Source organism: Candidatus Avelusimicrobium caledoniensis, assembly GCF_902756455.1.
Lineage (GTDB): Bacteria > Elusimicrobiota > Elusimicrobia > Elusimicrobiales > Elusimicrobiaceae > Avelusimicrobium > Avelusimicrobium caledoniense.
Genome location: NZ_CACVRB010000020.1, coordinates 1 through 26087 on the forward strand (window position 1 = coordinate 1; position 26087 = coordinate 26087).

General features: G+C 46.5%; 29 protein-coding genes and 1 tRNA gene. 12 read left to right on the plus strand and 18 right to left on the minus strand.

Annotated elements, in window-relative coordinates:
• The 6 genes from ACQY2W_RS05585 to ACQY2W_RS05610 all read left to right on the plus strand — a co-directional run.
• Positions 1-3048, plus strand: a 3048-nt coding sequence (locus tag ACQY2W_RS05585) for a hypothetical protein (protein ID WP_428050214.1), incomplete at its 5' end; no start/stop codon positions are given.
• Positions 3049-3172: 124 nt separating this feature from the next.
• Entirely contained in the window at positions 3173-4525 is a 1353-nt protein-coding gene (locus tag ACQY2W_RS05590) for an MFS transporter (RefSeq protein ID WP_428050216.1), read from the plus strand.
• Between the two features lie 143 nt (positions 4526-4668).
• Positions 4669-5535, plus strand: a complete 867-nt coding sequence (locus tag ACQY2W_RS05595) for a carbohydrate kinase family protein (RefSeq protein WP_428050218.1) — start codon at positions 4669-4671, stop codon at positions 5533-5535.
• A gap of 11 nt (positions 5536-5546) precedes the next feature.
• Positions 5547-6713: an MFS transporter gene (locus ACQY2W_RS05600; RefSeq protein WP_428050220.1), complete on the plus strand. Its 1167-nt coding sequence runs from the start codon at positions 5547-5549 to the stop codon at positions 6711-6713.
• A 134-nt stretch (positions 6714-6847) separates the two neighbouring features.
• Positions 6848-7711 (plus strand): hypothetical protein, encoded by an 864-nt coding sequence (locus ACQY2W_RS05605; RefSeq protein ID WP_428050222.1) that lies wholly within the window; start codon positions 6848-6850, stop codon positions 7709-7711.
• Between the two features lie 149 nt (positions 7712-7860).
• Positions 7861-8364 (plus strand): type IV pilin protein, encoded by a 504-nt coding sequence (locus tag ACQY2W_RS05610; RefSeq protein ID WP_428050224.1) that lies wholly within the window; start codon positions 7861-7863, stop codon positions 8362-8364.
• Between the two features lie 35 nt (positions 8365-8399).
• Here ACQY2W_RS05610 and ACQY2W_RS05615 read toward each other — a convergent pair whose 3' ends face one another.
• Together ACQY2W_RS05615 and ACQY2W_RS05620 are read right to left on the minus strand one after the other, a co-directional pair.
• On the minus strand, positions 8400-9335 hold the full coding sequence (locus ACQY2W_RS05615; RefSeq protein WP_428050226.1) for a hypothetical protein: 936 nt from the start codon (positions 9333-9335) through the stop codon (positions 8400-8402).
• Between the two features lie 90 nt (positions 9336-9425).
• Positions 9426-9551, minus strand: a complete 126-nt coding sequence (locus ACQY2W_RS05620; RefSeq protein WP_428050228.1) for a hypothetical protein — start codon at positions 9549-9551, stop codon at positions 9426-9428.
• Between the two features lie 121 nt (positions 9552-9672).
• Between ACQY2W_RS05620 and ACQY2W_RS05625 the strand changes: the two genes are divergently transcribed.
• The gene (locus tag ACQY2W_RS05625) at positions 9673-10176 is read left to right on the plus strand and encodes a type IV pilin protein (RefSeq protein WP_428050230.1); all 504 of its coding nucleotides are present in this window, start codon (positions 9673-9675) and stop codon (positions 10174-10176) included.
• Between the two features lie 82 nt (positions 10177-10258).
• Here the strand turns inward: ACQY2W_RS05625 and gap are convergent, their stop codons facing one another.
• A complete protein-coding gene (gene gap, locus ACQY2W_RS05630; RefSeq protein ID WP_428050232.1) occupies positions 10259-11269 on the minus strand; it encodes a type I glyceraldehyde-3-phosphate dehydrogenase in 1011 nt (336 codons plus the stop codon).
• A gap of 82 nt (positions 11270-11351) precedes the next feature.
• Between gap and ACQY2W_RS05635 the strand changes: the two genes are divergently transcribed.
• A complete protein-coding gene (locus ACQY2W_RS05635; RefSeq protein ID WP_428050234.1) occupies positions 11352-12095 on the plus strand; it encodes a nucleoside phosphorylase in 744 nt (247 codons plus the stop codon).
• Between the two features lie 26 nt (positions 12096-12121).
• On the opposite strand, the gene ACQY2W_RS05640 is transcribed toward ACQY2W_RS05635, so the two are convergent.
• From ACQY2W_RS05640 to ACQY2W_RS05690, 11 genes are all read right to left on the minus strand, one after another.
• Positions 12122-13450, minus strand: coding sequence for a hypothetical protein (locus ACQY2W_RS05640; RefSeq protein ID WP_428050236.1), 1329 nt, complete (start codon positions 13448-13450; stop codon positions 12122-12124).
• A gap of 312 nt (positions 13451-13762) precedes the next feature.
• A tRNA-Ser gene (locus ACQY2W_RS05645) sits at positions 13763-13853 on the minus strand.
• A 62-nt stretch (positions 13854-13915) separates the two neighbouring features.
• On the minus strand, positions 13916-14875 hold the full coding sequence (locus ACQY2W_RS05650) for an NAD-dependent epimerase/dehydratase family protein (protein WP_428050238.1): 960 nt from the start codon (positions 14873-14875) through the stop codon (positions 13916-13918).
• The gene (locus ACQY2W_RS05655; protein WP_428050240.1) at positions 14876-15382 is read right to left on the minus strand and encodes a hypothetical protein; all 507 of its coding nucleotides are present in this window, start codon (positions 15380-15382) and stop codon (positions 14876-14878) included.
• A gap of 2 nt (positions 15383-15384) precedes the next feature.
• Entirely contained in the window at positions 15385-16089 is a 705-nt protein-coding gene (locus ACQY2W_RS05660) for an energy transducer TonB (RefSeq protein ID WP_428050242.1), read from the minus strand.
• Positions 16086-16493: an ExbD/TolR family protein gene (locus ACQY2W_RS05665; RefSeq protein ID WP_428050244.1), complete on the minus strand. Its 408-nt coding sequence runs from the start codon at positions 16491-16493 to the stop codon at positions 16086-16088. Before ACQY2W_RS05665 ends, ACQY2W_RS05660 begins: the two co-directional genes overlap by 4 nt.
• Positions 16494-16503: 10 nt before the next feature.
• Entirely contained in the window at positions 16504-17124 is a 621-nt protein-coding gene (locus ACQY2W_RS05670; protein ID WP_428050246.1) for a MotA/TolQ/ExbB proton channel family protein, read from the minus strand.
• 19 nt (positions 17125-17143) lie between these two features.
• The gene (locus ACQY2W_RS05675) at positions 17144-17626 is read right to left on the minus strand and encodes a phosphatidylglycerophosphatase A family protein (RefSeq protein WP_428050248.1); all 483 of its coding nucleotides are present in this window, start codon (positions 17624-17626) and stop codon (positions 17144-17146) included.
• A complete protein-coding gene (gene pgsA / locus ACQY2W_RS05680) occupies positions 17614-18237 on the minus strand; it encodes a CDP-diacylglycerol--glycerol-3-phosphate 3-phosphatidyltransferase (protein ID WP_428050250.1) in 624 nt (207 codons plus the stop codon). Before pgsA ends, ACQY2W_RS05675 begins: the two co-directional genes overlap by 13 nt.
• Entirely contained in the window at positions 18234-18971 is a 738-nt protein-coding gene (locus ACQY2W_RS05685; RefSeq protein ID WP_428050252.1) for a LolA family protein, read from the minus strand. The genes pgsA and ACQY2W_RS05685 overlap by 4 nt, the downstream gene beginning before the upstream one ends.
• Positions 18952-21270 (minus strand): DNA translocase FtsK 4TM domain-containing protein, encoded by a 2319-nt coding sequence (locus tag ACQY2W_RS05690; RefSeq protein ID WP_428050254.1) that lies wholly within the window; start codon positions 21268-21270, stop codon positions 18952-18954. Before ACQY2W_RS05690 ends, ACQY2W_RS05685 begins: the two co-directional genes overlap by 20 nt.
• Positions 21271-21398: 128 nt before the next feature.
• Between ACQY2W_RS05690 and ACQY2W_RS05695 the strand changes: the two genes are divergently transcribed.
• Together ACQY2W_RS05695 and ACQY2W_RS05700 are read left to right on the plus strand one after the other, a co-directional pair.
• Complete coding sequence (locus ACQY2W_RS05695) at positions 21399-22070, plus strand: type IV pilin protein (RefSeq protein WP_428050256.1); 672 nt, start codon at positions 21399-21401, stop codon at positions 22068-22070.
• A 26-nt stretch (positions 22071-22096) separates the two neighbouring features.
• Entirely contained in the window at positions 22097-22837 is a 741-nt protein-coding gene (locus tag ACQY2W_RS05700; protein WP_428050258.1) for a sugar isomerase domain-containing protein, read from the plus strand.
• Positions 22838-22898: 61 nt separating this feature from the next.
• On the opposite strand, the gene ACQY2W_RS05705 is transcribed toward ACQY2W_RS05700, so the two are convergent.
• From ACQY2W_RS05705 to ACQY2W_RS05720, 4 genes are read right to left on the minus strand one after another with little or no spacing between them, the layout of a single operon-like run.
• The gene (locus ACQY2W_RS05705) at positions 22899-23129 is read right to left on the minus strand and encodes a hypothetical protein (RefSeq protein ID WP_428050260.1); all 231 of its coding nucleotides are present in this window, start codon (positions 23127-23129) and stop codon (positions 22899-22901) included.
• A gap of 2 nt (positions 23130-23131) precedes the next feature.
• Positions 23132-23488 (minus strand): acetyl-CoA carboxylase biotin carboxyl carrier protein, encoded by a 357-nt coding sequence (locus ACQY2W_RS05710; protein WP_428050262.1) that lies wholly within the window; start codon positions 23486-23488, stop codon positions 23132-23134.
• Positions 23455-23592, minus strand: a complete 138-nt coding sequence (locus ACQY2W_RS05715; protein WP_428050264.1) for a hypothetical protein — start codon at positions 23590-23592, stop codon at positions 23455-23457. Before ACQY2W_RS05715 ends, ACQY2W_RS05710 begins: the two co-directional genes overlap by 34 nt.
• A gap of 33 nt (positions 23593-23625) precedes the next feature.
• Positions 23626-24330, minus strand: coding sequence for a hypothetical protein (locus tag ACQY2W_RS05720; protein ID WP_428050266.1), 705 nt, complete (start codon positions 24328-24330; stop codon positions 23626-23628).
• A gap of 102 nt (positions 24331-24432) precedes the next feature.
• Here ACQY2W_RS05720 and ACQY2W_RS05725 point away from each other — a divergent pair, with 102 nt between their 5' ends.
• Together ACQY2W_RS05725 and ACQY2W_RS05730 are read left to right on the plus strand one after the other, a co-directional pair.
• A complete protein-coding gene (locus ACQY2W_RS05725; protein ID WP_428050268.1) occupies positions 24433-25782 on the plus strand; it encodes a hypothetical protein in 1350 nt (449 codons plus the stop codon).
• 8 nt (positions 25783-25790) lie between these two features.
• On the plus strand, positions 25791-26087 hold a 297-nt coding region (locus ACQY2W_RS05730), incomplete at its 3' end, for a hypothetical protein (RefSeq protein ID WP_428050270.1).

Below are 26087 nucleotides of genomic sequence, written 5' to 3' on the forward strand. Positions count from 1 at the left end.
TTAAAGGAATTACAAGAAGCGCGGTTAGCGGTACAAGAGAAATTTAAACAAGCGGCGGCGCAATTAGAGGTAACGGATCAATTATCCATTAACGCGAGTACTGCCGTACGGACGGAAGTAGCGGCAGAGAGAGCGAAAGCGGCCGAAATGCCGGAATTAGGCGAAAGAGCCGATTTGTCTATGGGCACGTCCGAAATACCGTCCGGTTTACAAAACCAAGCCGTTGGCAATACTGCTAATGCTAATGCCGCGGCAGAAACACCTTCTAACTTGGATGAAGATGCCTTAGCCCAACTGATTGAAAAGGGTATCAATAAAGCCCGTGTGAAATTACAAACACGGGAAATTCAAAATGACAGCACCTACGCGTCTTTGTTGGGCGAACAAGTGCGTGCAGATTTAGAAGCGGCGGGTGTTGCATTAAATTCGCCGGAAGTAATCCATGCGGTAAACTTTGCGCTTTTATCCGAATTACCGGATGCCCCGCTTTTGCGTCAACAAACCGTAGATGCTATTACCGGGCGGAAATTATCGCTTTTCAAACAACTGGGCAGAAATTTTGCTACGCGTTTAAGCGGTAAAATGGTCAATTTGAGCGAAGGCGACTTAGGACAAATTGAACAAGCCGTACTAAAGACCTTGGTAGAAGATAATTTAACGATAGACTATCAACAGCTCCGTGCGGCTATTAAACGGGACGTTACGTTGGTCAAATCGGGACCGGACAGCTTTGTTGAAAAAGATGAAAACGGGAATATGGTGGAATATTCCTATACGAAAGAGGTGCATGATTTCTCGCGTTTGTTAGACAACTTGGTCCCGGCCGATCTTCGTTTTGAACCGCGTGCGGAACACTTGGGTTTCCGTCCGCGCATCATGGAAACGGGTGTAAAAGATTTCCCGTATCTGTATACGTCTATTTTGCTTAAATCGCGTGAAAAAGATGCAAACGGGTTTACGGCCAGCCGCAAAAATATCTATACGGTAGTTTTATCGGATGATGCGAGTATCTTTAAGAAATTGAAATCGGGTTGGTCGTTGGTGACGGATACCTACGGCAACTTATATAAAACGGACGGCAAAACCAAAAAAATCATCTACGATAGAAAAGTGTCCGTTGTACACTTGAAAGGGTTGGGCGATATGCCTGTCGTGGTGATACAAAAAACCAATGACCGTCTGAAAGCTTTGAACTTGATTTTCTCTGTCATGGGTTTTTCCAGCACCGGACGTTTCTTAAACGGCTCCTTGGAAAGCCAATACGGCGGTGTTTTAGGCGGACATGCCGGCGCTTGGGCGACCGGGTTGAGCACCGGGGTATATCTTACCAACATTTTGCCGATCGTGCCGAAAATCGGTTTGAAAGCGCAAGTGCAAAAACACGGCGGGGCAGCTGTTCTTAAAACCTTAATGCCGGTAAGTTTGGGTATGTTTGCGTGGGCGACTATTGCCAACATTACGGGCGCCGACCCGAACGGTTGGGGCACGTTAGTTCCGGTCATCGCTTCTATTTTGGCCAGTGGGGTTACCTCTGCCGCTATTCAGCAGAATGCGAACCCGGCTGCCAAGAGAATGAAAAAAGGTAAAAATGCGGACGAATTGGTCGCAGGCGGCCAGTTGTTCAAGACGATCGGGTCTATGGGTGCGTATGCGGCGTATGCAGCTGCGGCCGCGCTGTTGGGTAAGTGGCAATATATGTACGCTATTTTAGGAATTCCTACCGCGTTGTCGTTGATGGCTCTGTGGACGACGGACTTGCCGCTCCCCCGTGCGCAAAAAGCAATTAAAAATATATCCAACAAATTGCAAGAGGTCAAAGAAAAAGGCAAAGTTTCCGATTGGCAATTCTTCAAAGACCCTGCGATTGGTTTGCTCTTCGGCGGTTTATTGATTTTCTGCGGTTCGGAAACGCAAGCCAGCACCGCTACGAAGAGTATTATGACCGGGTTGTTGCACTCGTGGGAAATTGTAAAAACGGGTGTAAACCACGCGGCTGATTTTATCTCCCGTACCTTGCCGTGGATGCACGATGTTTCCCCTGCGGTTGTCAGTGATGCGTTAAGTACGTTGATTACCGGTATATTTACGATGGGTCCTGTGTTTGCCGGACGCTTGGCGGCTAAAGGGCTGTTGGGCAAACTTAACGGCGTGGAAAAAGTAAACCAGAAGTTAATGTTGTCCTCGGCGGTTATCACCTTGGGCCTGATGGGCGGAATGTATGCGTTGGGCCCGGCGGCGGGAGCTGCTTTGTTGCCGATGGTTATTGGTGTTAACGCACTGTTGGGCAATATGTTTACCTTCTCGTTTAACATCATGAAAGAGCACGATAAGAAAAAATACAACAACGCGTTTGATACGTTGACGGGTGCCCTGTCTACGGCGGCAGTTATAGGATGTTTCTTGATTCCGACGTTGATCAATACGTTCATTACCGCGCCTGTTCCGGCGGATGCTACGGCGGAAATGGCCGCGCAGATTAAACAGCAATTGGCGTTTGATCAGTTAATCGTACCGATTGGGTTGATCCTCACGGCTGTGCTTGCTAACTACCGCCATTTTGCGAACCCGTTTGATTGGTCCAAACCGATGAGCGGTAAAGCCCTGACGAAGTTGCAAACGTCGGTAGTGGACCAAATGCAAATATTTGGCTCTAAAGGCAATCTTTTGTCCGATGCGGTAAACACGATGACCGCTAAAGAAAACCCGACCGTGCCGGTAGCGGAGATTGAAAAACTGGCCACCAAAGAAGTGGCCCGCATGAAGACGGATTTAGCGGCCCTGTTTGAGGTTTCCGTGGAAGAATTTGACGAAATCTTGGCTGCGGGTACAAGCAAGAAAATAACGGAAAGTGCTTTACGCCGTTTGTGCGATAAACTGGGCATTTCTTTCAAAAAATTCAAAAAAGGCATGAATGACGATTCTGTCCGAGTGCTGGAGAGCCGGTTGTATAACGAAATCATGCGGCGGGTACAAGCGTCGTTAGATGAGCAGGCAAATTCGTTGGATGATAATATGGGAGATGCCCCCCAACCGGAACCTGCCAGATAAACGGAGAAATATCTTTAGTGAAAACCGGGTTTAAACAACCCGGTTTTCTTTTGTGTTGTACCGAAGGAATTATGATATAATGAAAAGTAGTTGCAGTTTATTTTATTTTATCAAGGAGACGATGATGGAGAAATTACTAAGTTGGTTTAAACCTCTGCCCGATGCTCCGCGCATTGAAAGTGCCGAGGAAATCGCGCGTCAATATAAGTACTGGCGTATCCGTACCTTTTTGGCGCTTTATATTGGCTATTGTGCTTTTTATGTAACGCGTAAAAATCTGACCCCTGCTTTACACGTATTTAGTGAAAATTTGGGTATTGATATCGTGGATTTGGGTATTATCTCGGCCACGTTTTCTATTACCTACGGGGTGGGTAAATTGCTAGCCGGTATTTTGGCCGATAAAGCAAATGTCCGTGCCTTTATGGCTATCGGGTTGTTTTTCTCCGGTATTATCAATTTATTCTACGGCTTTTTAACTTCTTTGTGGGCCTTAGCATTTTTCTGGGGACTAAACGGTTTCTGTCAAGCTACGGGATATCCTCCGGTTGCCAAGTCGTTAGTGTATTGGTTTTCCCCCCGGGAACGTGCTAAAATTTGGAGTTGGTGGTCTTCTTCCCATACGGCGGGCACTTTTGCTGCCGGCGGGATTATTGCTCTTTTGCTGAAGTACTGCAACGATTGGCGCGCCGTGTTTTACGTGCCGGGTATCATCGGCATCGCTATTGCGGTGTATATTTTCTGGTCCTTGCGTGACACGCCTACTTCCGTCGGTTTACCGCCGATTGAAGAATATAAAAACGATATTATCCCCGTTACCGTGGATAATAAAGCCAAAGCTAGCCAATGGTCTATTTTGAAAAAATATGTATTTGGTAACCCGTATGTGTGGTACTTGTCCTTAGCGTTGAGCTTTGTCTACTTTGTTCGTTTCGGTACGTTGGACTGGGCTACTAAGTTCTTATACGACGCCCGCGGTATTGATAAAGTCAGCGTGGTTTGGTTGTGGAACTTGATGCCGCTGTTTGGTATGCCCGGCGGTATTGTGGCAGGTTACTTAGCTTCCCGTTTCTTCAAAGGACGCTGTGCGCCGGTTACGATTGCGTACCTAGTCATTTTGGCTTTGTGCACGTACGGTTACGTGCTCTTTGCCGGGGCACAACACTTGTGGTTAACCTGCTTCTTTATGGCCGCTATTGGCTTCTTTGTGGACGGTCCGCAAGTGCTTATCGGCGGGGTAATGATTTCCCGCGTGACGGCGCAAGAATCGGCCGGAGCCGCTGCCGGATTTAGCGGTTTCTGGGCGTACATCTTAGGAACGGCGGTTTTGGCCAATATGGGAGCTGCCTTCTTGGTGGAAAAATACGGTTGGGATGTAATGTATTACACCTGTATTGCCAGCGCCGTGGTGGCTATCCTTTTCGTGGCCTTGAGCGCCAAGAAAGAGTCTGCTAAAGCCGACGAAGCTAAAAAATAAACCGAAAAACGGTTTGATGCAATTAAAGAACCCCATGATAAACATGGGGTTCTTTTTTTAGGGGAATCTTGTATTGACAGGTAAAAACAAAACTAATAGACTAAACTTGTAAGACGTAAAATCTGAAAAGCAAGAGGACTGCTATGGAAAACAAAAAACCAATAGTTGTAGGTATCGGGGAGTTGCTTTGGGACGTTTTCCCCACCGGTAAACGCGCGGGCGGTGCGCCGGTTAATTTTGTCTATCACGCCTCTCAACTGGGCGCACAAGGGTATGCCATTAGTGCGGTAGGAAACGACCCCCTTGGTACGGAAATTTTACAGGAGTTGGAAAAAAATCATATCGCTAATTATATTGAAACCGTTTCGTATCCGACGGGGACAGTACAGGTAAAATTGCAAAACGGTATCCCCAGTTATACCATTATTGAAAACGTCGCGTGGGACCATATCCCGCTGACTGCGCAAGCGGCAGAGGTGGTAAAGAAAGCCGACGCGGTTTGTTACGGTACGCTTTCCCTGCGAAACCCGGATTCCCGAAAAACAATCACGGCGTTACTTAAACAGGCGCGTGCGGAAGCGTTGCGCTTTTACGACGTTAATTTGCGCCAGCATTACTATTCCAAAGAACTTATTGAAGAACTGCTTAACCTAGCCAATATTTTTAAAGTAAACGACGAGGAAATGGCGGTTATCGGCAAAATGTTTGGCATGAGTAGTGATGAAAAAGAATTTTGCCGTTACTTTATGGATACGTATCATTTAAAATACGTCATTGTAACGGCGGGCGATAAATACAGTGCTGTTTATTCCCCGCAGGAAGTTTCCCGGTTGGCTACACCCAAAGTACAAGTGGCGGATACCGTCGGCGCGGGAGATTCTTTTTCCGGCGCGTTTGTGCAAGGTATTTTGTCCGGCAAAACATTGCGGGAAGCGCATAAACAAGCGGTGGAAACAGCCGCGTTTGTTTGTTCAAAAACAGGCGCATGGCCGTCGTATGAAGATAGATAATAGGAGAGTATATGTCTGAACAAAAAAATAATTCGTTGATAACAAAACTTATTCCGGTCATGTTGGCCTTTTTTGCGATGGGGTTTGTGGATAGTGTTGGTACGGCGGCAAACTTCGTTAAAAAAGATTTTGCTTTGAATAACTTTCAAGCATTTCTTTGTTCTTCTGCGGTGTTCTTTTGGTTTTTGATTTTCTCTGTTCCTACGGGGATGTTGATGAATAAAATCGGACGTCGCAAAACGGTGCTTATCAGTTTGTGGGTTACGTTGGGAGCTCTTTTATTACCGCTTATCCCGGTGAAAAGTTTGACGTTGCTGATGGTTTCGTTTTCGCTATTGGGGATCGGTAATGCGCTGATGCAAGTATCGTTAAACCCGTTAGTGTCTAACATTGTTACGGGCGATAAACTGGCCAGTACGATGACTTTTGGGCAATTTGTTAAAGCGATTGCCTCTTGGAGTGCCACGGTAATTGCCCCGTTTCTGGCCGCTAAATACAACAACTGGACGCTGATGTATGCTATCTTTGCGCTGGAATGTGTATTGGCGTTAATCTTCTTAGGTAAAGAAAAAATCAACGAAGAAGAAATTACCGGCAAACCTTCTACCTTTGCCGAATGTCTAGCGTTACTGGGCGACGGAACAATTTTGCTGTGTTTTATTGGTATTATGTGCCACGTGGGTATTGACGTGGGAACAAATACGGCAGCTCCGCAAATTTTAATGGATAAAGTCGGTCTCGCTACCGAAGCGGCTATGAAAGCGACGGGTATTTATTTTATCTTCCGCACCATAGGTTGTTTTGCGGGGTCGTTTCTTTTATCCAAAATCTCGGCTAAAATCGTATTTGCCGTCAGTGTGGTATTTATGCTTTTAGCGATGGGCGGTTTGTTCGTTTTCAATGCGCAAGGGGCTTTGTTTGTATGTGTGGCGTTAATCGGGTTGGGAAACTCCAACGTTTTTCCGATTATTTTCTCGCAAGCTATTTTGCATAAACCGGAAAAGAAAAATGAAATCTCCGGCCTGATGATTATGGGTTTAATCGGAGGGGCGATATTCCCCCCGGTCATGGGTTTTATGTCCGACATGATGGCCTCGCAAACCGGGTCTGTTATCGTCATTACCGTTGGCGTGATATATTTGCTTGCGTTGGTGGCTAAAATCAAAAAGACAGCGTAACAGACGGTCTGCTTTAGGAGCGGGAGTGCCCGGTGGCGGGCACTCCCTTTTTGGTTGAAGATAACCCGCTAAATTCGTTAAAATATAAATAAGATTATCCCCGTGATATTCTTATTTTTTATTAAAGGAGTTATATGAAAAAATTAGTATTTGTGATGTTGCTTACCTTGGCCGCTACGGCGGTATTTGCCCAAGACGGCAAGCAAGGTTGGCAAGTGGAGCTAAAAAAACTCGCGCTTGATTTAACTTCTACCGAAGTCAAACATGCGCAAGATTATCAAAACTTTTCGGATGCGCGTTTGACGTCCGATTCACAAACGTCCGTGCGCGGCAGTTGGGATTCTATTGCCGATTATCACGCCGAGCATTTTTTGTGGTCCAACGAGCTGACCATGGATTACGGACGCACAAAAATCCGTCCGGTAGACGGCGAGCGTTTAACAAACGAAAATGCCGATAAAATTTTGCTTACCACCGATTATACCCAAAAGATCTGGCAAGTAGATGATTTGTGGGGCGGTTTTAGTGCCGGTCCGTTTGCAAACCTCGGCTATGAAACCGAATTTACCAAACCCGATAACGCCCCCCGCACCCGCATTGTGCGCAGTATGGCCGGTGTCAAACTGTTTGAAGGAAAATACCTGAAAAAATTATACGGGGCGTTTGTGGGTGAGCGTGATTTTACGTATCATCCGTATGCTACAAAATCTGCCTGGGAAACCGGCGTCAAATTGGAGCTTCCCGTACGTGATGGTGCCACTTTTAAGTGGGATGCGATGTTCCGTGATTATTTATCTACCACCAAAAAACATCCGACGGACTTAGATTGGGAGTTTGAAACAAACGCCCGCTTAGATGTGCAAGTATATAAAAACTTATACGTGGCACCGTTTATCAGCTATTACACGGCCAAGGGCAAGTATATCAGTTCCCGCGGCGAAAACGTGTATGTGGGTGTTTCGTTCTCGTTTAGCCACGTGTTATGCGCCGCTAAATAATACAAGTACCCTATAAGCAACCGCTGTTTTGGTCTCCCTCTTTTCTTATCGGAAAAGAGGGATATTTTTTTGTTAAAAAAATTTTACTTGACATCGTTTTTTTTTTGATAGATTTTATTTGTAAGAAAAAATATCAAAAAGGAGTAGTTATGAAAAATAGACAAGCGTTTACGCTTATTGAATTACTTGTCGTCGTTCTCATCATCGGCATATTGGCGGCGGTGGCCTTGCCGCAGTACGAAAAAGCCGTTTGGAAAAGCCGCGCCGCCAATATGCAAACATTTATGCGTAGTATAGCAACGGCACAAAATGCCTATTTCTTGGCTAACGGTACGGCGGTCACCGATTTGGATGAACTTACTTTAGATCTTACCGGTTTTAAAAAAGGTACAAAATTAGCAGGAGACTCGACGGCCATTAAAGCTTATAATGATCTATTTGAAATTCGGTTAGGCGCAAGTTATACTACTGCGTATTTTATGTCAGGTAAATACAAAGGATGTGGACTTTCGACGAAGTACCAAACGGGTACGTGGACGTGTTGTGAGTGGCACTACTACTATAAAGGAGAGGAAGGCGGTTTTTGTCAAAAGATTATGAAAGCCGGGGAACTTTTATCGGATGAGAATAATGTCAGAAAATACGCTATGTAATAATAACCCCCGGCTACGCCGGGGGTTGGTTTTTGCTATTTAATCTCGTACGGGGTAATTTTAAAGCCGCTTCCCTCTAATTTAATAGAGCACCACGTGGGCGTATCGTTAATTTTTAACAGGGCCGTTACTTCGGGCAAGTGTTCCGCCGGGATATCGTGCTGCACACGCACCACCGCGCCGTTTTCTTCTATCCCCTTTACGCTTACGATAACGGGGAGAACGTCCGAAGAGGTGTTGACCTTTCTAAACGAATATTGCAAGGCCGTGTGTGGCGATTGGGCCAAATTGGTATATTTAAGTTTGGAAATCGCCGCCGCATCTTGCGGCGTGCTTGCCAGCGACATCAGCAAACTATTAGAGAATTGCCCCACATCTTGCAGCAGTAACCCATGATGTAAAATTCTACGCAAACCGGAGCCGTCACTTTCCAAGCTCAGTCCGCGGTATAAATAGTTGGGCCGTGCCAGTAAGGGCAACGCGGGTAGTTGATGGATATGATGTTCTTGCACGAGTAAACCGGATAAATCATCGGCGTAAAAAGCAAGCTCCGGGCGCAATTGCGGCAACGCGGCCAATGCTTGAGTGAATGCAATTTGCCGGGCGTGTTCACGTTTAAGCTGCCATGCTTTAAAATTGCGTTGTTGTTGCTCTATCCAAGAGCGCGTTTGGGGCACGTCGGTTACCGCGGGCTCCACAGGCGTAGGAATAAAGCGGCGTTCTAAGGGCAAAGCCACCGCCGTTCCCCAGACAAGAGATTGTTCTGCGGCCAAGGAGTGGTGCATCGCTAAGAACTGTGCAGACAGTGCCCTGCGCGCCGTAGCCCGCTCCACGGCGGATACTATTTGTTGCGGGTTGATCAGGTGTTCCCCCGCTTTGAACGCGCCGGAAATTGCGCGTGATACTTGTGCCTGTGCCGGCAGTGTGGTAACTATCATCCACACGGCTGTTTGGAGTACTACTCGTTTCATCTTTACTTTTTATTACCTCACATAAAAAACCCGGACTTGTTTTTTTCAAGTCCGGGTTTGATTTAACAACAAATCTATTTATTACATCATTTAACACTCCGAACTCGCCTTATCATACATACGTTTAATTAGCGTAAACGCAACTAGCACCAACGCCGCGCTAATGGCTACGTTGGTAATAATAAGACTGTTCAAAGAGTTAGCAAAAATTTGCATACGAATTATTGTAACTATTTTTACTTTTTGTTGCAAGCATTTTTTATGAAAAAAGTTTGAGCCCTTGACATCGTTTTTTTTTTTGCTACATTTTATTTAATAATGCAACAAAGGAGGTTGTATGAAAAACAAACAAGCGTTTACGCTTATTGAATTATTAGTTGTTGTGTTAATCATCGGCATATTGGCGGCGGTGGCGTTGCCGCAGTATCAAAAAGCAGTACTGAAAGCGCGTCTTACACAAATGATGGTTTACATGGACGCACTTTATAAAGGGGCAGAAGTATATTATATGGCGAATGGAAATTATCCAAATGATGTTTCTGAATTACCCCTTGATATTACCGGAACAGCAGTAGAATTAAAACAAGATCAGTATATCACCAGCACGCCCACAAAAGCCGCTTTTTTCCCCGATGGAACAGAATGTATGGTAGCAAAATCTGGAAATGATTTTATAGCTTGTTTTAATGAGAATTTTGTTTTGATAAGAACCCATACCACAGGTTACACCTCCTGTTACGGTTGGAATAAAAATATACAAACGTCCATTTGCCGGGGATTTGGTGGGTCAAGTGTGGGAACATACGGCGATTATGGGCAAGGATATGCTATAGGACGTTGATCTTTTCTCTCATAGAAAACCCCCGCTCGTTAGAGCGGGGGTCTGTTGTTCTGTTTTTGGTGCTGTGTAAGAACAGCCGTAATTATTTGTTTACGCTGGCCATGTGGGCAATTAAGTCTAACACTTTGTTAGAGTAGCCGATTTCGTTATCGTACCAAGATACTACTTTGACAAACGTGTCGGTTAAAGCAATACCGGCTTTGGCGTCAAAGATAGAGGTGCGTTTATCGCCCAAGAAGTCGGAAGACACAACGGCATCTTCGGTGTAGCCGAGTACGCCTTTGAGTTCGCCTTCAGACGCTTCTTTCATGGCTTTGCAGATTTCTTCGTACGTGGCGGGTTTAGCCAAGTTGACGGTCAAGTCCACTACGGACACGTCCAACGTCGGTACGCGCATAGACATACCGGTCAGTTTACCGTTCAAGGCCGGAATTACTTTACCTACCGCTTTAGCGGCACCCGTGGAAGACGGGATGATGTTTCCGCAAGCCGCGCGGCCGCCGCGCCAATCTTTCATGGACGGGCCGTCTACGGTTTTTTGCGTAGCGGTTACGGAGTGAACGGTGGTCATTAAACCGTCTTTAATACCGAATTTGTCGTTTAATACTTTGGCGATAGGGGCCAAGCAGTTGGTGGTGCAGGACGCGTTGGAAACAAATTGCGTACCTTTGACGTACGTTTTTTCGTTCACGCCGACGACGAACATCGGGGTCGCATCTTTAGACGGGGCAGACATTACTACGTATTTGGCACCGGCTTTGATGTGCGCTTGCGCTTTTTCTTGCGTTAAGAACAACCCGGTAGATTCTACCACATATTCCGCACCGATTTTGTCCCAAGCCAAGTTGGCCGGATCTTTTTCGGCGGTGACGCGGATTTTTTTGCCGTTAACGATGAGTTGGCTGTTTGCCACGTCGGCTTCTACGGTGCCTTCAAATTTTCCGTGCATGGTGTCGTATTTAAGCATATAAGCCAAATAGTCAACCGGGCACAAGTCGTTAATACCGACGATTTCAATATCTTTGCGTTCTTGAGCCGCGCGGAACACGAAACGACCGATGCGGCCAAAACCGTTAATACCTACTTTAATCATAATGGTACATCCTCCCTAGATTTTTACTTCCCTTATATTTTACAATTTTTTGGCGCACGTGATATAGTATAATTTAAGCGTTATGAAACTTATTTTTCCCCCCCATAAAAAAATCCGTTCGGCTGAACTGGTAACGCCCCAAATGTATGTGGACGTTACCGCGCGCGGCTTGAAACTGCCGTCCAAGGCGGTGGTTTGCCCGCTTGCCCCGCTCGTGCAGACGTTTGTCAAGCAAGGTTGGAAGAAACGGTTTTTATCGGCCGAGGTGTATTGCCACGAACAGGAAGATTTTTGTTTTATCACAGGTTTTGGGTGCGGCGGGCCTGCAGTAGCGTTAGCCGTTGAACAAGCCGCTTGTTTGGGAGTTAAAGAAATTGTTTTTGTAGGACTTGCCGGGAGTTTGCAAGAGGAAGTTGTCCCGGGCGATATCGTGGTGTGTACGGAAAGTATTTGCGCAGACGGCACTTCCCCCCACTATACAAGTAAAGAACTTGTGCGGACTGATAAAAAACTAACCGCACGTTTGCTGAAATTATTTCGCGCGCAAAAACTTAATTTTCACCTCGGGCGCAACTGGAGCACGGACGCTATCTTCCGCGAAACAAAACAAGAAATTAAACACTACCAAAAAAACCACGTCTTAACGGCAGATATGGAAACGTCTGCGCTACTTGCCGTGTGTGCGCGGCGCAAAATTCCGTGTGCGTGCGTGTACATCGTAAGTGATTCTTTAGGCGGCAAGACGTGGCAACCCGATTTTAAAAACCCCTTAATTTGGCAAAATTTACGCCGGGTGCTGGCGGTGTGCCAACAACTCCCGGCGTAAGATTTAAATAATTGGTAATCAGACTTTTATTTCCAGTTGCGGCCTACCAAATTTCTGGCCTTTGTCATGTCCAATAATTCGTGCGCATGCCAACCTAACGCATCTGCACCGTCTATGGAATTATACGGCATATTGCGGTTGTATTCAATATACGGCTCAAACACAATGCGCAAGTTTTGTTGCAAAACTTGAACGTGTGCGATATTTTCCGGCGTGTCTTCCAGGTCGGCTGTAAATTCATCAAACGCACGCAAGGCACGGTCGGCATGTTTTAAGTCGGTCAGTTCCACTCCGCCCATGATAGCATCTAAAACAATTAGATGGGTGATGTCATCATTTTTCAGTATGCGGTGATAGGTGTCTATAAACACATCCGGTTCTTGCCCTTCAATCATACCCTGAATCGTGCGGTATAAGGCCGTATTTTTATAGTTCGGATACGCTTTATATCCTGCTCCGGCTTCGGCCGCTTGCGTATACGGAATCGTGTGCGATTCTAAACGGTTATAGGCAATTTCAATTAAATCATCCGCAAAGGGGTTAGCCGGGATTTGCTCGTTCTGCAGACGGGACTTTAAAAGTTCGTTTGCGGCGGCGTGTTCTTCGGGTGTCAAAATAAACGGCGTGTAATTGGCCCCTTGCTTTGTGTTATTAAACGCGCCTAATTGTTTGCGGTTTGAAAGCATTAAATAGGTATCCAACACGCTAGCCATATCGGCCTGTGACGTTTTGACGGGGATGCCCTCTTCGTTCAACGTAACGTGTTTAGGATACTCCGGGAAAAGCCGGACTAACTCCGCATACGAGTTAGGCATAAAAGCGGCTTTTTGCAGACGTGTTAACAACCCAATGGACGGTAATTCCTCCCGTTGCCAAAGATTTGCAGACGATTGTGTCATTAAAGATTTGCTTTTTTGTAACAAACCGGATAAATACAGGTCTTGTGTGTTTGTGCCGGGTTGGTGGGTAGGATGTGCCATGCGATACAAATAGGTCGCTTGCGTTAATTGCGCCACGGAAAGAGAGTTGGTGTGCGAAAACGCTTGAATATACTTTAACGGCTCATTAGCCGGACTTAAAATAGGGGCGGTTTGAATCAACCCTTGCGTATGTTGCAAATCAAGTGATTGCGCTTTGTCCGACGTAACCGGATAAACTTTGGCTAAATCGGTAGGCAATAGCGGAGCGGTATATCCAAAGACAGGATGAAAGATTTTTTCGTTACGCACTAGCGTGCGGACAACATTTTTATTCAGCGCAGGGATGCCTTTAACAGGCAATTTGATTTGCGCGTACGTCGGCACGGATAAACACACGGTCGCCAACGAAAATAAGATTGCTTTTTGTTTGTTCATTTGTTTTCCTCCAAAAAGATACCTCTATTCTATGTAACTGACACCAGGTTCACAAGGGCCAAAAGTCCTGTTTATAAGATAGGTCTTTGGGGAACTTGACATCGTTTGTGTGGGAGATCCCCGACCCGTGGGTTTTTGCCCGGGCCCGCCCTCGCGGTTTTTGCCTTGCTCAAGCAGGCAGTTTTTAGCGACGAAAAACGCCTGATTTCTAGGCGCGAACTTGCGAAGTGTACTGTCGGAACGGGCGCGGAGCGCCGAGGTACTCGAGCAAGTGAGCAACAACGAAATCAAGCGTTTTTCTAAGATAAAAAACGGAGAGGGAGGGATTTGAACCCTCGATACAGGAATTAACCTGTATGGCGGTTTAGCAAACCGCTGCCTTCAGCCTCTCGGCCACCTCTCCAAAATCACTTTGTCAGCAAAACTGACGGATATATTATAACAAAATTCTATCCGTCTTGCACGCTACTCAAAACTTTTTTTAAGACCTTCTTTTAACGGGGTAAATTGCTGGCCCGTTAATTTTGTCCACTTTTCACTGGAGCATATCCAGTGGCCCGGGACGGTGGCCTCTGTCACTTTGTCGTAATTTAACGCCGGGAGTGTTCCCGTCAGCCGCGCACACGTTTCGTAGCCAAAGGCCGCCGCTTTCATTAGCCACTTGGGTGCGTTAGGCATAAACGGTTTGTTACATTTCATGGCGCGGGCCATTTCGGTAATGAAATAGTCCCAACTGTACATATTCGGCTCGGCGATAAAATACGTTTCTTTGTTTGTGTCTTGCCGCTCATACGCTTGCCACAAGGCACTTACCAAATCGTCTACGTGTACAAAACTAAACATTCCGTTGCCCGACGTATTAACCATAATACCGCGTTTGACCCACAACGCAATTTTAGACACGCCCGAATCGTTTTTTCCGTACACAATTGGCGGACGGATAATCGTCCATTTAACGCCGGGTCGTAACGTTTTTACGGCTTCTTCCCCCCCTAATTTCGTGCGTCCGTAATCGGACACCGGGGCCGGGGTCATATTTTCCGTGCGCGGGGTTTTAGCATCGCTTGCAAACCCGCTGGCGGCTAAGCTGGACACGTGCACAAAGGTGGTAATCTGCGGCATTTGATTGACGGCTTCCACCACGTTTTTGGTGTGCAAGACGTTGGCTTTTTCAAAATCTTTGCGGTTAAAAGCAAAAATAGCGGCGGCTAAGTGAAATACGCCCACGCATCCGTCCATGGCTTGTTTGAGCGAGTTGACATCGTCGTAATTGGCCTGTACGAGCGTAACAGCCGGGTTAGCCGGTTGCTGACGCGGCGTGCGGCGCGTAACGATACGCACATTAAAGCCCTCTTGTAATAATTTATCGGTTAAGGCATGGCCGATAAAGCCGTTTCCGCCGGTAATTAACAGTGTGTTTTTCATTTAGTCTTCCAAATAAGTTTCTTTTTCTTCGTCAACAATTTCAATAAAAGATTGGGCTTCCTTTTTTATTTGTTGGGCCGTCTTTTGCACTTGTTTAGACGCTTCATCTACTTTTTCCCCCAGGGGTTTGTGTCTGTCTTCCACGCCGCGGGTGGCAAAATTGAAATTAAAGGTTAATTTCTTAACACCCTTTTTAATATCGCTCATCGTCGGATATTCGCCGTATTTTAATTTATTGACGGGGGATACTTTGTCCGTCTGCGGGAAATACCACAGTAATGTGTACATAATACCGCAGAAAACGGCGAGTGTCAACAAGCGGTTAAACCAATCAAAACGATCTAAACCAAACACGTTTGTAATGAGGGATAGCATCATAATTGCGCCCGTCCACATCAGCATTATTAAGCCGATAAACGTCCACCCGGCCTTGTCATACTCCGGAAAAAGTACCATTACAAAAAAACAACATAAAAATAAAATGCCGAAGCGTTGCCATCCGTTCATAATTAATTCTCCTGTTTAAACTCTACCGTTACGGTAAGTTCATCTTTTTCGTAATACATAGGCAGCGGCGCAAAAGGCCCTGCGTTAATGACGGCCGACGTGGCCGCAAAATCAAAAGTTTCATCGCCCGATTTTTTTTCTATTTTTAAATCTCTTATTTTCCCGTCGCGCGCAATCGCAAACGAAACGAGCGTGCCCAGGGTGCTACCTGCCGGGCGGCGTTTTTCCCATTCGCTCCATAAACTGTTACGCACTTGCGTAATGTACCACGGGTATGGGAAGTTGGCAAAATCGGTTTGGATGTTCCCCCCGCCAAAAGCGTTTACTTGCTCGCCTTCGCTGTCTTCGGCTCCGGAAAGAGCTTCGTCGTCGGTGTCTTCTAATACACTCGGGGCGGCCAAAGGGACCTCTTTTTCTTTGGCTTTTTTGGGCTTAGGTTTTGAGGCAATTTCCGCCTTGGCAGCGTAGGCCTTTTTGGCGGCGGGAGCCGGCTCGGGCTTAGCGACCGCGGCCGCGGCCGGTTGCGGCGTTTGTACGCCTGTTTTGGGGGCGGTTTCTTGGCCTTGTGTGGCAATTACTTTGCCCGTGCCGATAAAATCAATCGTATACGTAGCCGACGTCTTTTTGGCAGGCCCTGCCAAACAAGCCAGCACAAGCAGTAGCCCCAACACGTGTAAGCCGCTTGAAAAAACTAAATATCGGTTCATTCGCTTTTTGAAAGTACGCCAATACCTAATTTGGCCGCGCCCAATTTTTTGGCGATATCAAAGACGTTGACCACTTGTTGGATCGGCACGTCTTTATCCGCTTGGACGAGGATCGTTTTCTTATTGGCTTTTCCCATACGTAAAATAAGTTCACGTTCTAAATTTTTAAGGGTCAGTTTTTTATTTTGCACGGTAATAGAGCCGTTTTTCTCTACGTCAATACGGATGACGTCGTCTTCCGCTTGCGTATTAACCGAGTTAGATTTAGGCAAATCTACCGTGAGTTGCATTTGCACCAGCAGCGGGCTCATGACCATAAAAATAATCAGCAAAATCAACGTGATGTCTATAAACGGCACCATGTTAATTTCAGCCATAACGGTTCTTGTTTTATGTGTGCTCATACGTTACCTGTTAGCGGTAGATAAAATCGTTGGCGGCGTTTTCTAATTCTTTGGCAAAATAGTTCGTTTTGGACAAGAAATAGTTATACGCAATAACCGCCGGAATAGCTACGAATAACCCGGCCGCCGTATTAACAAGTGCTTCGGCAATACCGGCTGCCACTACGGACGCTCCGCCCGCGGCGGCGGTATTGGCAGATAAATCTTTAAACGCGTGCATAACGCCGATTACCGTGCCGAATAACCCGATAAACGGAGTGATACTGCCCAAAGTACCCAATACGCTTAAACGGCGTTGGAGTTTAGCAGTTTCCCAGTCAATAATGTTAGCGGAAATTTTTTCCAGTTCCGCAGGAGTGCGGTTGCGTGCGGCTACCAGTTCGCCCATTAAGTGCGCGGCCGGTGTATCTTTTACCATTTCTTTGCGGCAGGCCTCTTCTACTTTTTGGTAATTTTCCGAGTGAATCGGATGATAGCAGTAAGATAATAATTTGCGCGAAAGAGAAATAGATGAGCGCAACCTAAAAAACCGCTCCAAAATGACCGAAATGGAATAAACGGACAACAGTACCAGTAGGATAAGTACCGGTCCGCCGGCGGCGACGAGTTCACGTAATGTAGATACTTGCATAAAATATATTCTCCTTGGGTTATGCCCGTACAACAAAAATAATAAAAAGCTGTAATAAGATATTAGCCAAAAGTCCGGCGGCTACATCGTCAAATACGATGCCAAACGCATTTTGCATTTTATCAAAGGTCTTTACAATCCACGGTTTGACTGTATCAAACGTACGGAAAAGCACAAATGCCGCTACTAAATACGGCCATGTGCGCGGTAAAAAGGCCATGGCGGTAATGTAACCGGCAATCTCGTCAATGACGATTTTGGGGTTATCGTGCCCGGTTTCCCCCTTAAATTGTACTTTTTTGCAGATATATACCGCAAATGCCCAAAAGGCAAGCATGCAAATCGCATATAAAAACGTATCTGTGGGAAACAAAAGCACAAGCGGGATACCCCACAGCGTGCCTACAAAGCCCGCCCCTGTGTTTTTTTTGAAAGGAAAAATCATCGGCGGCACGTAACTGATAAATAGTCCGGTCGCCAAACAACGCACTACTGTTTGCATGCGGGCAAACTCCATGATTTTTTAAGTAATTCCCAATTATTGCGCAGATACGAAACCGCACTAAACCATGTAATTACAGCGGCAATGGCTGTGATAGCGTAGGGAATTTTGCGCAGTAATACGAATAAAAATACGCACACTTCTTGCCCGATGCCACCCAGTAGTTGCGACAAGTGGTACATCAGCAATACAAAGAAAATCGTGCCGATCGCGGACATTTGGACAACCGTTTTAAATTTCCCCCACCGTTCGGCGGCCATTACTTTGCCTTCTAAGGCAGCAATCGCACGCAAGTTAGATACCATCAGTTCGCGCAGTAAAATCAAAAATACAGCCCAAATCGGCACGTTGAGTTTCGGGATACCCACAAACGCAAAGAACGCAGCGATGACTAAAATTTTATCTACAAACGGATCTACAATGGCCCCAAAAGGTGTAATGGTATGGGTTTCGCGGGCGATTTTGCCGTCCACCCAATCGGTACTGGCGGCTACGGTAAAAATTACAATCGCCACAATACGTGCCCACGCATAGGGCATTAAAATAAACAGAAACATCACAATAGCCATAGCGGCACGTGTGAGGGTAATTTTATTAGCAAGGGTCATCATTTGAATTTTCCTCCAAAGGTATTATCCGGTAAGGGATTATTTTTTTGCGTATGTATCAAATCGGCTTGGGTGGTAACTCCGTCGGCCACCAGTTTAATAGACGTGGGAAAAGCATCTTGCGCGCTTAATGTTAAATAGAGCGTATATGCGTTGCCCGATTTAGGTGTTAGTGCAAAGTGATTGGGGCGCAAGGCCTTGACGTTATGGCGGTCTAACAAGGCAGTGTAATTGCCAAAATCAAACAACGCTTGGTTGGGTTGGTTTTGTTGCCACTCGTCCCATTTCAGTTTCATAATAACGTGATTTTTATCATCTAAAATAAACAGATCGTTGCGGTCGGTAACGGCCGATTGGATAAGTGCGCCGTCGCTGTCTTTTGTATCTAAGCGTAGCAGGCGTTTATCCTGTTGGTAGAATAATTGGCCTTTGGAGCGGCTGACTTCCACGCCGTCGTAAGAAGTAATTTGTGTGAAATCGGTTTGTAAAAATTTCAAATTTTTATCCCACGCTTTAAGTTGCTCTATCACTTTGTCCGGCGATGGCACATACGCTTTGGCGATCGGTTTTTGAGGCACCGGCGCAGCGGTAACTGCCGGGGTTGATTTTGGCTCAGTTACTTGCGGGGCGGGCTGAAGTGAAATTTCTTTATTTTCTACTGCTCTGGCGTGTGCACAACCGGACAGCACGAGCGAGAGCACGAACACCGCGTGGACGTTATTTATAAACCGTTTCATACGTTTTTTCCTCATAGTTTTTGTCGTAAGGCGGGTTTTCCAATTCTTCAATACCTTGGTCAATTAAATCGTAGTGAATTTCCCAGCGGTTAGAGCCCTCGGGTTTGGTAATATAGCCGCGCATTTCCAGTACGCTAAGCATATTGGTCGCACGTGCCGAAGAACCAAAGTGGGCTTTGAGTAAATCTTGGCTGACGCGGCGGCGTTCTTTAATAAGCCGCAAGGCTTGGAGTTGTTCTTCGGGTGTTGTGCCAAGGCCGTCTTGCGGGCGCATACTGTTTGCCGGTTGCTCGCTGGCAACTTGCACGGGATAATCCGGGCCGCCTTGGGCGCGTAAGAAATCGGCTACCGCTTTAATTTCATCCGGCGCAACGTATGCCCCTTGGATGCGAAGCGGCGTTTGGGTGGAAGAATCTAACAACAGCATATCGCCGCGACCGAGCAAATCTTCGGCCCCGACGCCATCTAAAATAACTTTAGAGTCAATACCCGACGCTACTTGCAGTGCAATGCGTGAAGGCATATTGGCTTTAATAATACCCGTTACCACTTTTACGGACGGACGCTGCGTGCATAAAATTAAGTGTATACCCATGGCGCGGCCCATTTGCGCAAGGCGTTGGATAGAGTCCTCAATAGACGCTTTGGTTTGCAACATAAGGTCGGCCATTTCGTCAATAATCACAAAGATATAGAACATTTTTTCTTCGTTATTTTGTTTGGCCCATTGGTTGTAGCCCTCAATGTTTTTGACCTTGGCCAGTTGGCACAAATCTAAGCGTTTTTCCATGACTTTTACGAGCATTTGCAGTGATTTAGCCGCGTCGGACGCTTTGGTAATAATGTCCGCATCGTCGCACGAAGTTTTGGGGTCATACAAATACGGGATGCCTTCGTACAAGGTAAGCTCCACGCGTTTAGGGTCAATGAGTAAAAATTTGACTTCGTCCGGGCGGTGTTTGAATAAAATGGACATAATAATCGTATGCACGCAGATAGATTTACCGCTGTTGGTCGCTCCGGCAATGAGCATATGCGGCCATTTTTCGGCTACTGTTCCGGCCGGGTCGCCGTTGGCGTAGCGGCCTAAGGCAATAGGCAGTACCGCTTTAGATTGGGCATAGACGGGCGATTGTAAAATCTCTTTCATCGTTACGGTAACGGCACGGTCGTTAGGAATTTCAAACCCCATGGTGCTCTTGCCCGGGATCGGCGCTTGCACGCGGATAGAACGCGCTTGCATGCTGGCTTGGATATCTTGCGTAAGAGCCGTGATAGAGGACATTTTCACCCCCGCATCCGGCTGTATTTCATACCGGGTAACTACCGGGCCCGGCGAAACGCCCGTTACGTGCGCACCGATATCAAAGCTTTTAAGCGTGTCTTCCAAACGTTTGGTGGCTTGGGCGATTTCTTCATCGGTCGGGCCAACGACCCCGTCGCCCTTGGGGTCGTGCAGTAAATCTAAGGACGGGAGTTTAAAAGTTTTGGGATCAAATTTTTTCACTTCGCCGTTTTCATCCAACGGTTTTTCGTTGACTGTTTCCGGCTCGGCGGGTTTTTCTTCCCGCTTAGCGGTTACCGGCTCCGTTTTCGGACGGCGTATTTCCGGCTTGGAACGGTGAATTTCCGGTACGACATGAATTTCTTCCGCCACGGCTACGGGGATATTTTGTTCTTTATCTTGCTCCGCTTTTACTTTAACAGCGGTGCGGCCTTCCGCTACTTTTTGTTTGAGTTCGGCACGGGCTTCCAACCAGCCGCTAAAGTCATTGCGGACAAACTCCACCGTTTTTTGAAACACCGTTATCCACGGAATAGCTACTAAAATTTGTAAGCCCACAAGCAAAAACGCCAAAGAAAATAATGCCGCCCCTAAGCTGCCGGTAATGCCTCTAAACGCATAAAAAATACTTTCGCCGGTTTTCCCCCCGGTAAGCATAGAGTCGGTAAAGATGAGTTTTAAACAAGTAAGCAAGCTCGCGCAGGCACACAAAAATGTGCCGCTACCGATTAGAAAAAGTAAAAACGCCGCGCTTTTTTTTCGTACGGTTTGTATCAACCAGTAGGTCAGTAATACGGGGATAAGTCCGGCGGCTTGCCCAAAGCATTGAAACAGCATTTCCGATACCCGTTTGCCAACGGGACCGCCTGCCGTATTAAACCACAAAATGCAAAACAGCCACACACACAACGCGCCGCCTAAAATATATAAAGCGGAACGTATCCACGCATAAGAAGATGTTTTTTTCGTTTTTTTACGTGATTTTTTTGCGGCGTAATAATAGCGTTTTGGCATATACATATTTTACCTTATTTTGTGGCGTGTTTGTTGGCTCCCTATTTGCCTGCCACTCGCAAGGGGGTTGACATCGTTTTTTTTTTTGATTTAATTTTACTACACCCAAATAAAAAGGAGGAGTTTATATGCAAAGAAAAAATGAAAGAAGTTGTTATAAAAAAAGTTTGTCATGCCGCATAACCCACCATTCGTCATCCCGCAGTGTTTCTATGCGGGATATAATGGTGGGTTATTTTAGCGCCCCGTTATATCCCGGATTACAAATTTCCGGGATGACGAACGGGGCGGGAGGTTTCACCCTCATTGAACTCTTAGTCGTTGTTCTCATCATCGGCATTTTGGCCGCGGTGGCGTTGCCACAGTATCAAAAAGCTGTTTATAAAAGTCGGTATGCTACCTTAAAAAATTTAGTAAATAGTATTTCACAAGCGGAAGAAGTATATTACTTGGCAAATAATTCCTATGCAACAGATCTTGAAGAATTAGCCATAGAAATGCCCGCCGGGAAATTAGATACCAGTACAACCAATAGATATAATTATAACTGGGGCTATTGTTCTGTTGGCTATGGTACGGGGACGGCTTCCGGAGAGGCAATCGTTTTGTGCTACAATTCGCAAATTGGTATGCAGTACCAAGTTTCATTAGAACACTCCGTCACACCGGGCCGCCGATGTACCGTAATCAATAATTTAGATTTGTCCGATATTCGCAATCAAATTTGTAAAGCCGAAACCGGAAAAAGCAGTTACTATGCCCCGTGGTCAGGCAGTGGCAACGCCCATTGGTGGTACTAACACGACGGGTTTGCTATAATAGGGCTATGAAAAATGAGTTTAAAAGTCCTTTCTTTAATGAAATCATACGTCTGTTGGAACGCTTAGAAACGACTCAACAGGCCGCTTGTGAACAAGCCGCCCAAAAAATAGCTGATTGCCTTAAAAACGGTGGTATTATTCACACGTTTGGTTGCGGTCATAGCGGTAGTGCCGCGTTGGAGCCGTTCCACCGAAGCGGCTGTTTTGCCGCAGTGGACGCTATCTTAGATCCCGGTTTAATGTTCCAACTCGGCGCGCATACGGGAACAGCTTTAGAACGCCAAGAGGGTTATTCCCCCAAAATTTTGGCTACGCATGAGTTACGCGCGGGCGATATTTTGCTTGCGTTTTCCAACTCCGGGCGCAACCCGGCGGGCATTGACGCGGTGCTGACTGCCAAACAAAAAGGACTTTTTACAATTGCGTTTACCGCCGCGTCTGCGCACACGCACAGCCAAAGCCGTCACTCGTCGGGCAAATTGTTAAAAGACGTGGCCGATTTGGTGATTGATAATTGCGTGGGTCAAAATGAAACGTGTTTGACGTTGCAAGACACGGGCGTAGCTCCCATTTCCACGGTGGCCTTTGCCGCGGTGCTCCACCATATTTTGTACCGGGCCGCACAGATATTGGACGAACAAGGCCTTGCGCTTCCCGTCTATAAGAGTAGTAATTCAGACGGCGGCGACGCGCACAATAACGCGCTGGCCGAAAAATACGCCGCGCGCATTAAGCATTTGAAATGACTTTCTGACCACACAAAACACCCGCTCGTTAAGAGCGGGTGTTTTTCTGTTTAAAACCGCTTTATTTATTTTCCGCGTTGGCGGGTTGTGCCCACGTTACGTGGTAATCAATGCCGTCGGCTTCCAACGTAATTTTCCCTTGCTGATACAGTGCACCCAATGCCAAATATAACACGGAACTGGACACTTTAAGCATTACTTTTAGTTGCCATGCGGTGGCTTTTTGATTTTTAGCCAAGTGATCTGTAATTTGGCTGATAGCTAAATTGATATTTTCTTGTAATGGATTCATAATTATACCCTTTCAATGGCAAATAGCGGCTCGCCTTGTTTAACGGGGAGCACTTTGGTAATGATACACGGAAATTCCGCGCGCATTTCGTTAAATACTTTCATCGCTTCAATTAAGCAAATGACGTCGCCTTTTTTCACTTGCGCCCCTTCTTTAACAAACGGCGGTGCGCTGGGCGTAGATCCGCGGAAGAAAATGCCCATTAAAGGAGCATTTAATACTTCTTTATATTGTTCTTGCGGGATAACGGCGGTTGTGTTTCCCCCCGTGTGGGCGGTTGCTCCAACAGCTACCGGCACCGGAACGACCGCGGGTTTGGCTTTAACTAAGCGCACGTACAGCCCTTTTTGGTCGTACATAACTGTTTTACATCTTTTAAAATGGGAGAATCTTTGGTTGATGTTTTAACCGTAGGTTTTGCTTTTTTGGTTAAAACAGATTTTTTGGTGGTTGTTTTTTTCATAATAACCTCACTTAACACATTGTACATTATTTTTTAGCGGGTTGGCGCATCGGGCAAGTTAAAAACTTCCGGTTGCGTGCGAAGCGCTTCGCGCATTTCGTCTAAAATTTCTTGCAAATGTGTTTCAAATTGGCGGCGCAGTTGGGCTCCTTGCAGTTGCGTATAAGCCGGTAATAATATCGGCGAAAGTAAATATAAAGTATGCTCGTTGATCCACCGCAAAACGGTAGCCGTGCCGGGTTTATCAAACGGACTCCAACGCCGCGCGGAAAGCGCAGTAAGTACGTCCGGTTTCCCGCTGCGGCGGATAGTCAGCGTTAGTTGGGTGCAAAGACCGTTTTGGCGGGCCGCTAAATTTTTCAGTTCGCTGGCGCAATTACTGCGGGTCAGTTCGCCGGATAATTTAACATCAACGGCCAAATCGTACCGGTTTTCTAAGGCGGAAGTACCGGCATCGGCCCGGGTAACAAATTGGGCCAACATATCGGTTACCGCTACGGCAGTGCCGTCGGAAACGTTTAAGGTAAAATCGTAGAAAGAAGTGTTAGAAGGGTCTGTAATGGCAATTTTATCGGGAATGCCCTTATCTGAAATTACCAAGAGCGATTTATCCGCCTTTTGCGTCGCGCCGCCCGGAATATATAGCCCGCGGCGTATGCGTCCGTGATAGGCACAAGCCGTCAAAGTGGTGGCTAGCAATGCACAAACGAGCAGTCGGATAAGTGGAGTACAGCGCATAAATTTATTATACCATAAGCAATTATAGGTACAAAAAGGCCTATCTCTTTTGTAGGTCCTAAAACCCTTGTTTCCACCTCTGTTTTAAGCCAAAATATAAGTATGAAAAAGTGGATACTGTTTATACTGGTTAGTTTTTGTGTTTGTCCGGCGTTTGCGCAAAAGGGTTTGGGCCGCGTGATTAACGGCGGTGCCAAAGGGCTTGTTAACCCGGCGGCGGTAGCACGGAGTGCATTTCGTGCATCTCCGCAATTCTCTTTATTGGGTCAAAAAGTTCAGATTCGCAATTTCCCGGATAATTCGCCCGTTATTATTTATACTTCGCCAGAAAGTCGGGTTTCGGCCCGGGCCTTACTGCCGGATGAACTGCGTAAACTCTTACTGGTTTCAAATAAACTTCATGCACCGGAACATTTTCAAGAAAATAAACGCGCACTTTACCGCGGTATGGTATTTAACCAACTGGACGATTTGAAAAATTTACTGCAACACGGACTGGAAGTAAAACGATCGCATTATCCGGGTGAAATTTGGACGACGCCGGACCCGGGTGTTGCGCGTGATTACGCCTTGCCCAGTTCGTGGGATTACGCGCCGGATAAGTTTCCGACGGGGCTTCCCGTGGTGGTCCGCATTTCGCAAACGCCTCAATTGCTTGCCCAAAATCAGCCGGATATTTTTTGGCAGAACCGCGTGTTTTTCCGGGATATTCCGGCTAGGTATATTTCCGAAGCGGATGTACTGCTTGAAGTAAATAATAAATTGGGTTGGTACAAAGCAACGCTAGAAAAAGAAGAACTTGTTTTGCGCCCGGTAACCAAGGACAGCGTCCCTACGGATTTACCTAACGGCGTGCAAAGCCCGGCACGCAACACTTTTTTTGCAGAGCCGGACGAAACCCGCGTGAATGCACCCGGAGCGGAATTTCGTGTGCTAACCGACGAAGAATTGCGCCAAGCTATTAGTAACGACGATGAAATGAAATTATTTGTGCCGGAAAGTTTTATGCAAGAAGATCATATGTTATACCGTGGGTTGCGTTTAAAAAATACGGCTGAGTTAAAAAACATCTTAGTCAACGGTATGGAAATCAACAAAGCACACCACGAAAAAATTTACGCAACGCCCAACGTAAGTATTGCGCTGGGATATATGTTCCCCCACCAAATGGCCCGGTTGTTGGAAACCGCCGAAGATGAAATGTTGCCGGTATTGGTTAAAATTCCGGTAACCGAGCGTTTGATGCAAAAAAATCTGCCGCAAAAAGCGCGTGAAGAATTTGGCGGACAACGCGTGTTTGATAGTGATATCGCCGCCGATGAAATTGCGCAAGTCGCCGTCTACATAGAAAAAAACGGCGCGCGCGGTTGGTATAAGGTGATTTGGGAAAATGAACAGTTGGTCTTTATACCTGTTGAGTCCAAAACCATTTCCGGCTGGTTGGCCGAATAGGAGAAAAAATGCGAAATTTATTGACTCTTTTACTGGTGTGTTGTTGTTTTTCCCCCGCGTTTGCTCAGCGCAATTTTTGGCGCGGGCTAACGCATTGGAAAAAACCCGCCGCTTTTAACACCAAAATAGAGTCAAGCATTTTCCGTGCGCGCGGGCGAAACGTGCCGCTTGCCGGGCCGCATATCCGAATTGCCAATTTGCCCGGCGAGCCGCTTGTGAAATTGGGCGGAACGGTAGATAATGCACCTGCTATTTTATCCGCGCGACTTTTGGACGGAGAAGCATTGTACGCGGGTATTTTCCCC

Bases quoted from the DNA above. Each gene is read 5' to 3' on its own strand.
- ACQY2W_RS05605 (WP_428050222.1), top strand. From the start codon at position 6,848: ATGAAAAAATTAGTATTTGTGATGTTGCTTACCTTGGCCGCTACGGCG.
- ACQY2W_RS05710 (WP_428050262.1), bottom strand. From the start codon at position 23,488: ATGTACGACCAAAAAGGGCTGTACGTGCGCTTAGTTAAAGCCAAACCC.
- ACQY2W_RS05620 (WP_428050228.1), bottom strand. From the start codon at position 9,551: ATGCAAATTTTTGCTAACTCTTTGAACAGTCTTATTATTACCAACGTA.
- ACQY2W_RS05665 (WP_428050244.1), bottom strand. From the start codon at position 16,493: ATGAGCACACATAAAACAAGAACCGTTATGGCTGAAATTAACATGGTG.
- ACQY2W_RS05625 (WP_428050230.1), top strand. From the start codon at position 9,673: ATGAAAAACAAACAAGCGTTTACGCTTATTGAATTATTAGTTGTTGTG.
- ACQY2W_RS05720 (WP_428050266.1), bottom strand. From the start codon at position 24,330: ATGCGCTGTACTCCACTTATCCGACTGCTCGTTTGTGCATTGCTAGCC.
- ACQY2W_RS05590 (WP_428050216.1), top strand. From the start codon at position 3,173: ATGGAGAAATTACTAAGTTGGTTTAAACCTCTGCCCGATGCTCCGCGC.
- ACQY2W_RS05725 (WP_428050268.1), top strand. From the start codon at position 24,433: ATGAAAAAGTGGATACTGTTTATACTGGTTAGTTTTTGTGTTTGTCCG.
- ACQY2W_RS05690 (WP_428050254.1), bottom strand. From the start codon at position 21,270: ATGCCAAAACGCTATTATTACGCCGCAAAAAAATCACGTAAAAAAACG.
- ACQY2W_RS05675 (WP_428050248.1), bottom strand. From the start codon at position 17,626: ATGCAAACAGTAGTGCGTTGTTTGGCGACCGGACTATTTATCAGTTAC.
- ACQY2W_RS05640 (WP_428050236.1), bottom strand. From the start codon at position 13,450: ATGAACAAACAAAAAGCAATCTTATTTTCGTTGGCGACCGTGTGTTTA.
- ACQY2W_RS05615 (WP_428050226.1), bottom strand. From the start codon at position 9,335: ATGAAACGAGTAGTACTCCAAACAGCCGTGTGGATGATAGTTACCACA.
- ACQY2W_RS05685 (WP_428050252.1), bottom strand. From the start codon at position 18,971: ATGAAACGGTTTATAAATAACGTCCACGCGGTGTTCGTGCTCTCGCTC.
- ACQY2W_RS05670 (WP_428050246.1), bottom strand. From the start codon at position 17,124: ATGCAAGTATCTACATTACGTGAACTCGTCGCCGCCGGCGGACCGGTA.
- ACQY2W_RS05635 (WP_428050234.1), top strand. From the start codon at position 11,352: ATGAAACTTATTTTTCCCCCCCATAAAAAAATCCGTTCGGCTGAACTG.
- ACQY2W_RS05700 (WP_428050258.1), top strand. From the start codon at position 22,097: ATGAAAAATGAGTTTAAAAGTCCTTTCTTTAATGAAATCATACGTCTG.
- ACQY2W_RS05595 (WP_428050218.1), top strand. From the start codon at position 4,669: ATGGAAAACAAAAAACCAATAGTTGTAGGTATCGGGGAGTTGCTTTGG.
- ACQY2W_RS05660 (WP_428050242.1), bottom strand. From the start codon at position 16,089: ATGAACCGATATTTAGTTTTTTCAAGCGGCTTACACGTGTTGGGGCTA.
- ACQY2W_RS05695 (WP_428050256.1), top strand. From the start codon at position 21,399: ATGCAAAGAAAAAATGAAAGAAGTTGTTATAAAAAAAGTTTGTCATGC.
- ACQY2W_RS05650 (WP_428050238.1), bottom strand. From the start codon at position 14,875: ATGAAAAACACACTGTTAATTACCGGCGGAAACGGCTTTATCGGCCAT.
- ACQY2W_RS05600 (WP_428050220.1), top strand. From the start codon at position 5,547: ATGTCTGAACAAAAAAATAATTCGTTGATAACAAAACTTATTCCGGTC.
- ACQY2W_RS05655 (WP_428050240.1), bottom strand. From the start codon at position 15,382: ATGAACGGATGGCAACGCTTCGGCATTTTATTTTTATGTTGTTTTTTT.
- pgsA (WP_428050250.1), bottom strand. From the start codon at position 18,237: ATGATGACCCTTGCTAATAAAATTACCCTCACACGTGCCGCTATGGCT.
- ACQY2W_RS05715 (WP_428050264.1), bottom strand. From the start codon at position 23,592: ATGAAAAAAACAACCACCAAAAAATCTGTTTTAACCAAAAAAGCAAAA.
- ACQY2W_RS05705 (WP_428050260.1), bottom strand. From the start codon at position 23,129: ATGAATCCATTACAAGAAAATATCAATTTAGCTATCAGCCAAATTACA.
- ACQY2W_RS05610 (WP_428050224.1), top strand. From the start codon at position 7,861: ATGAAAAATAGACAAGCGTTTACGCTTATTGAATTACTTGTCGTCGTT.
- gap (WP_428050232.1), bottom strand. From the start codon at position 11,269: ATGATTAAAGTAGGTATTAACGGTTTTGGCCGCATCGGTCGTTTCGTG.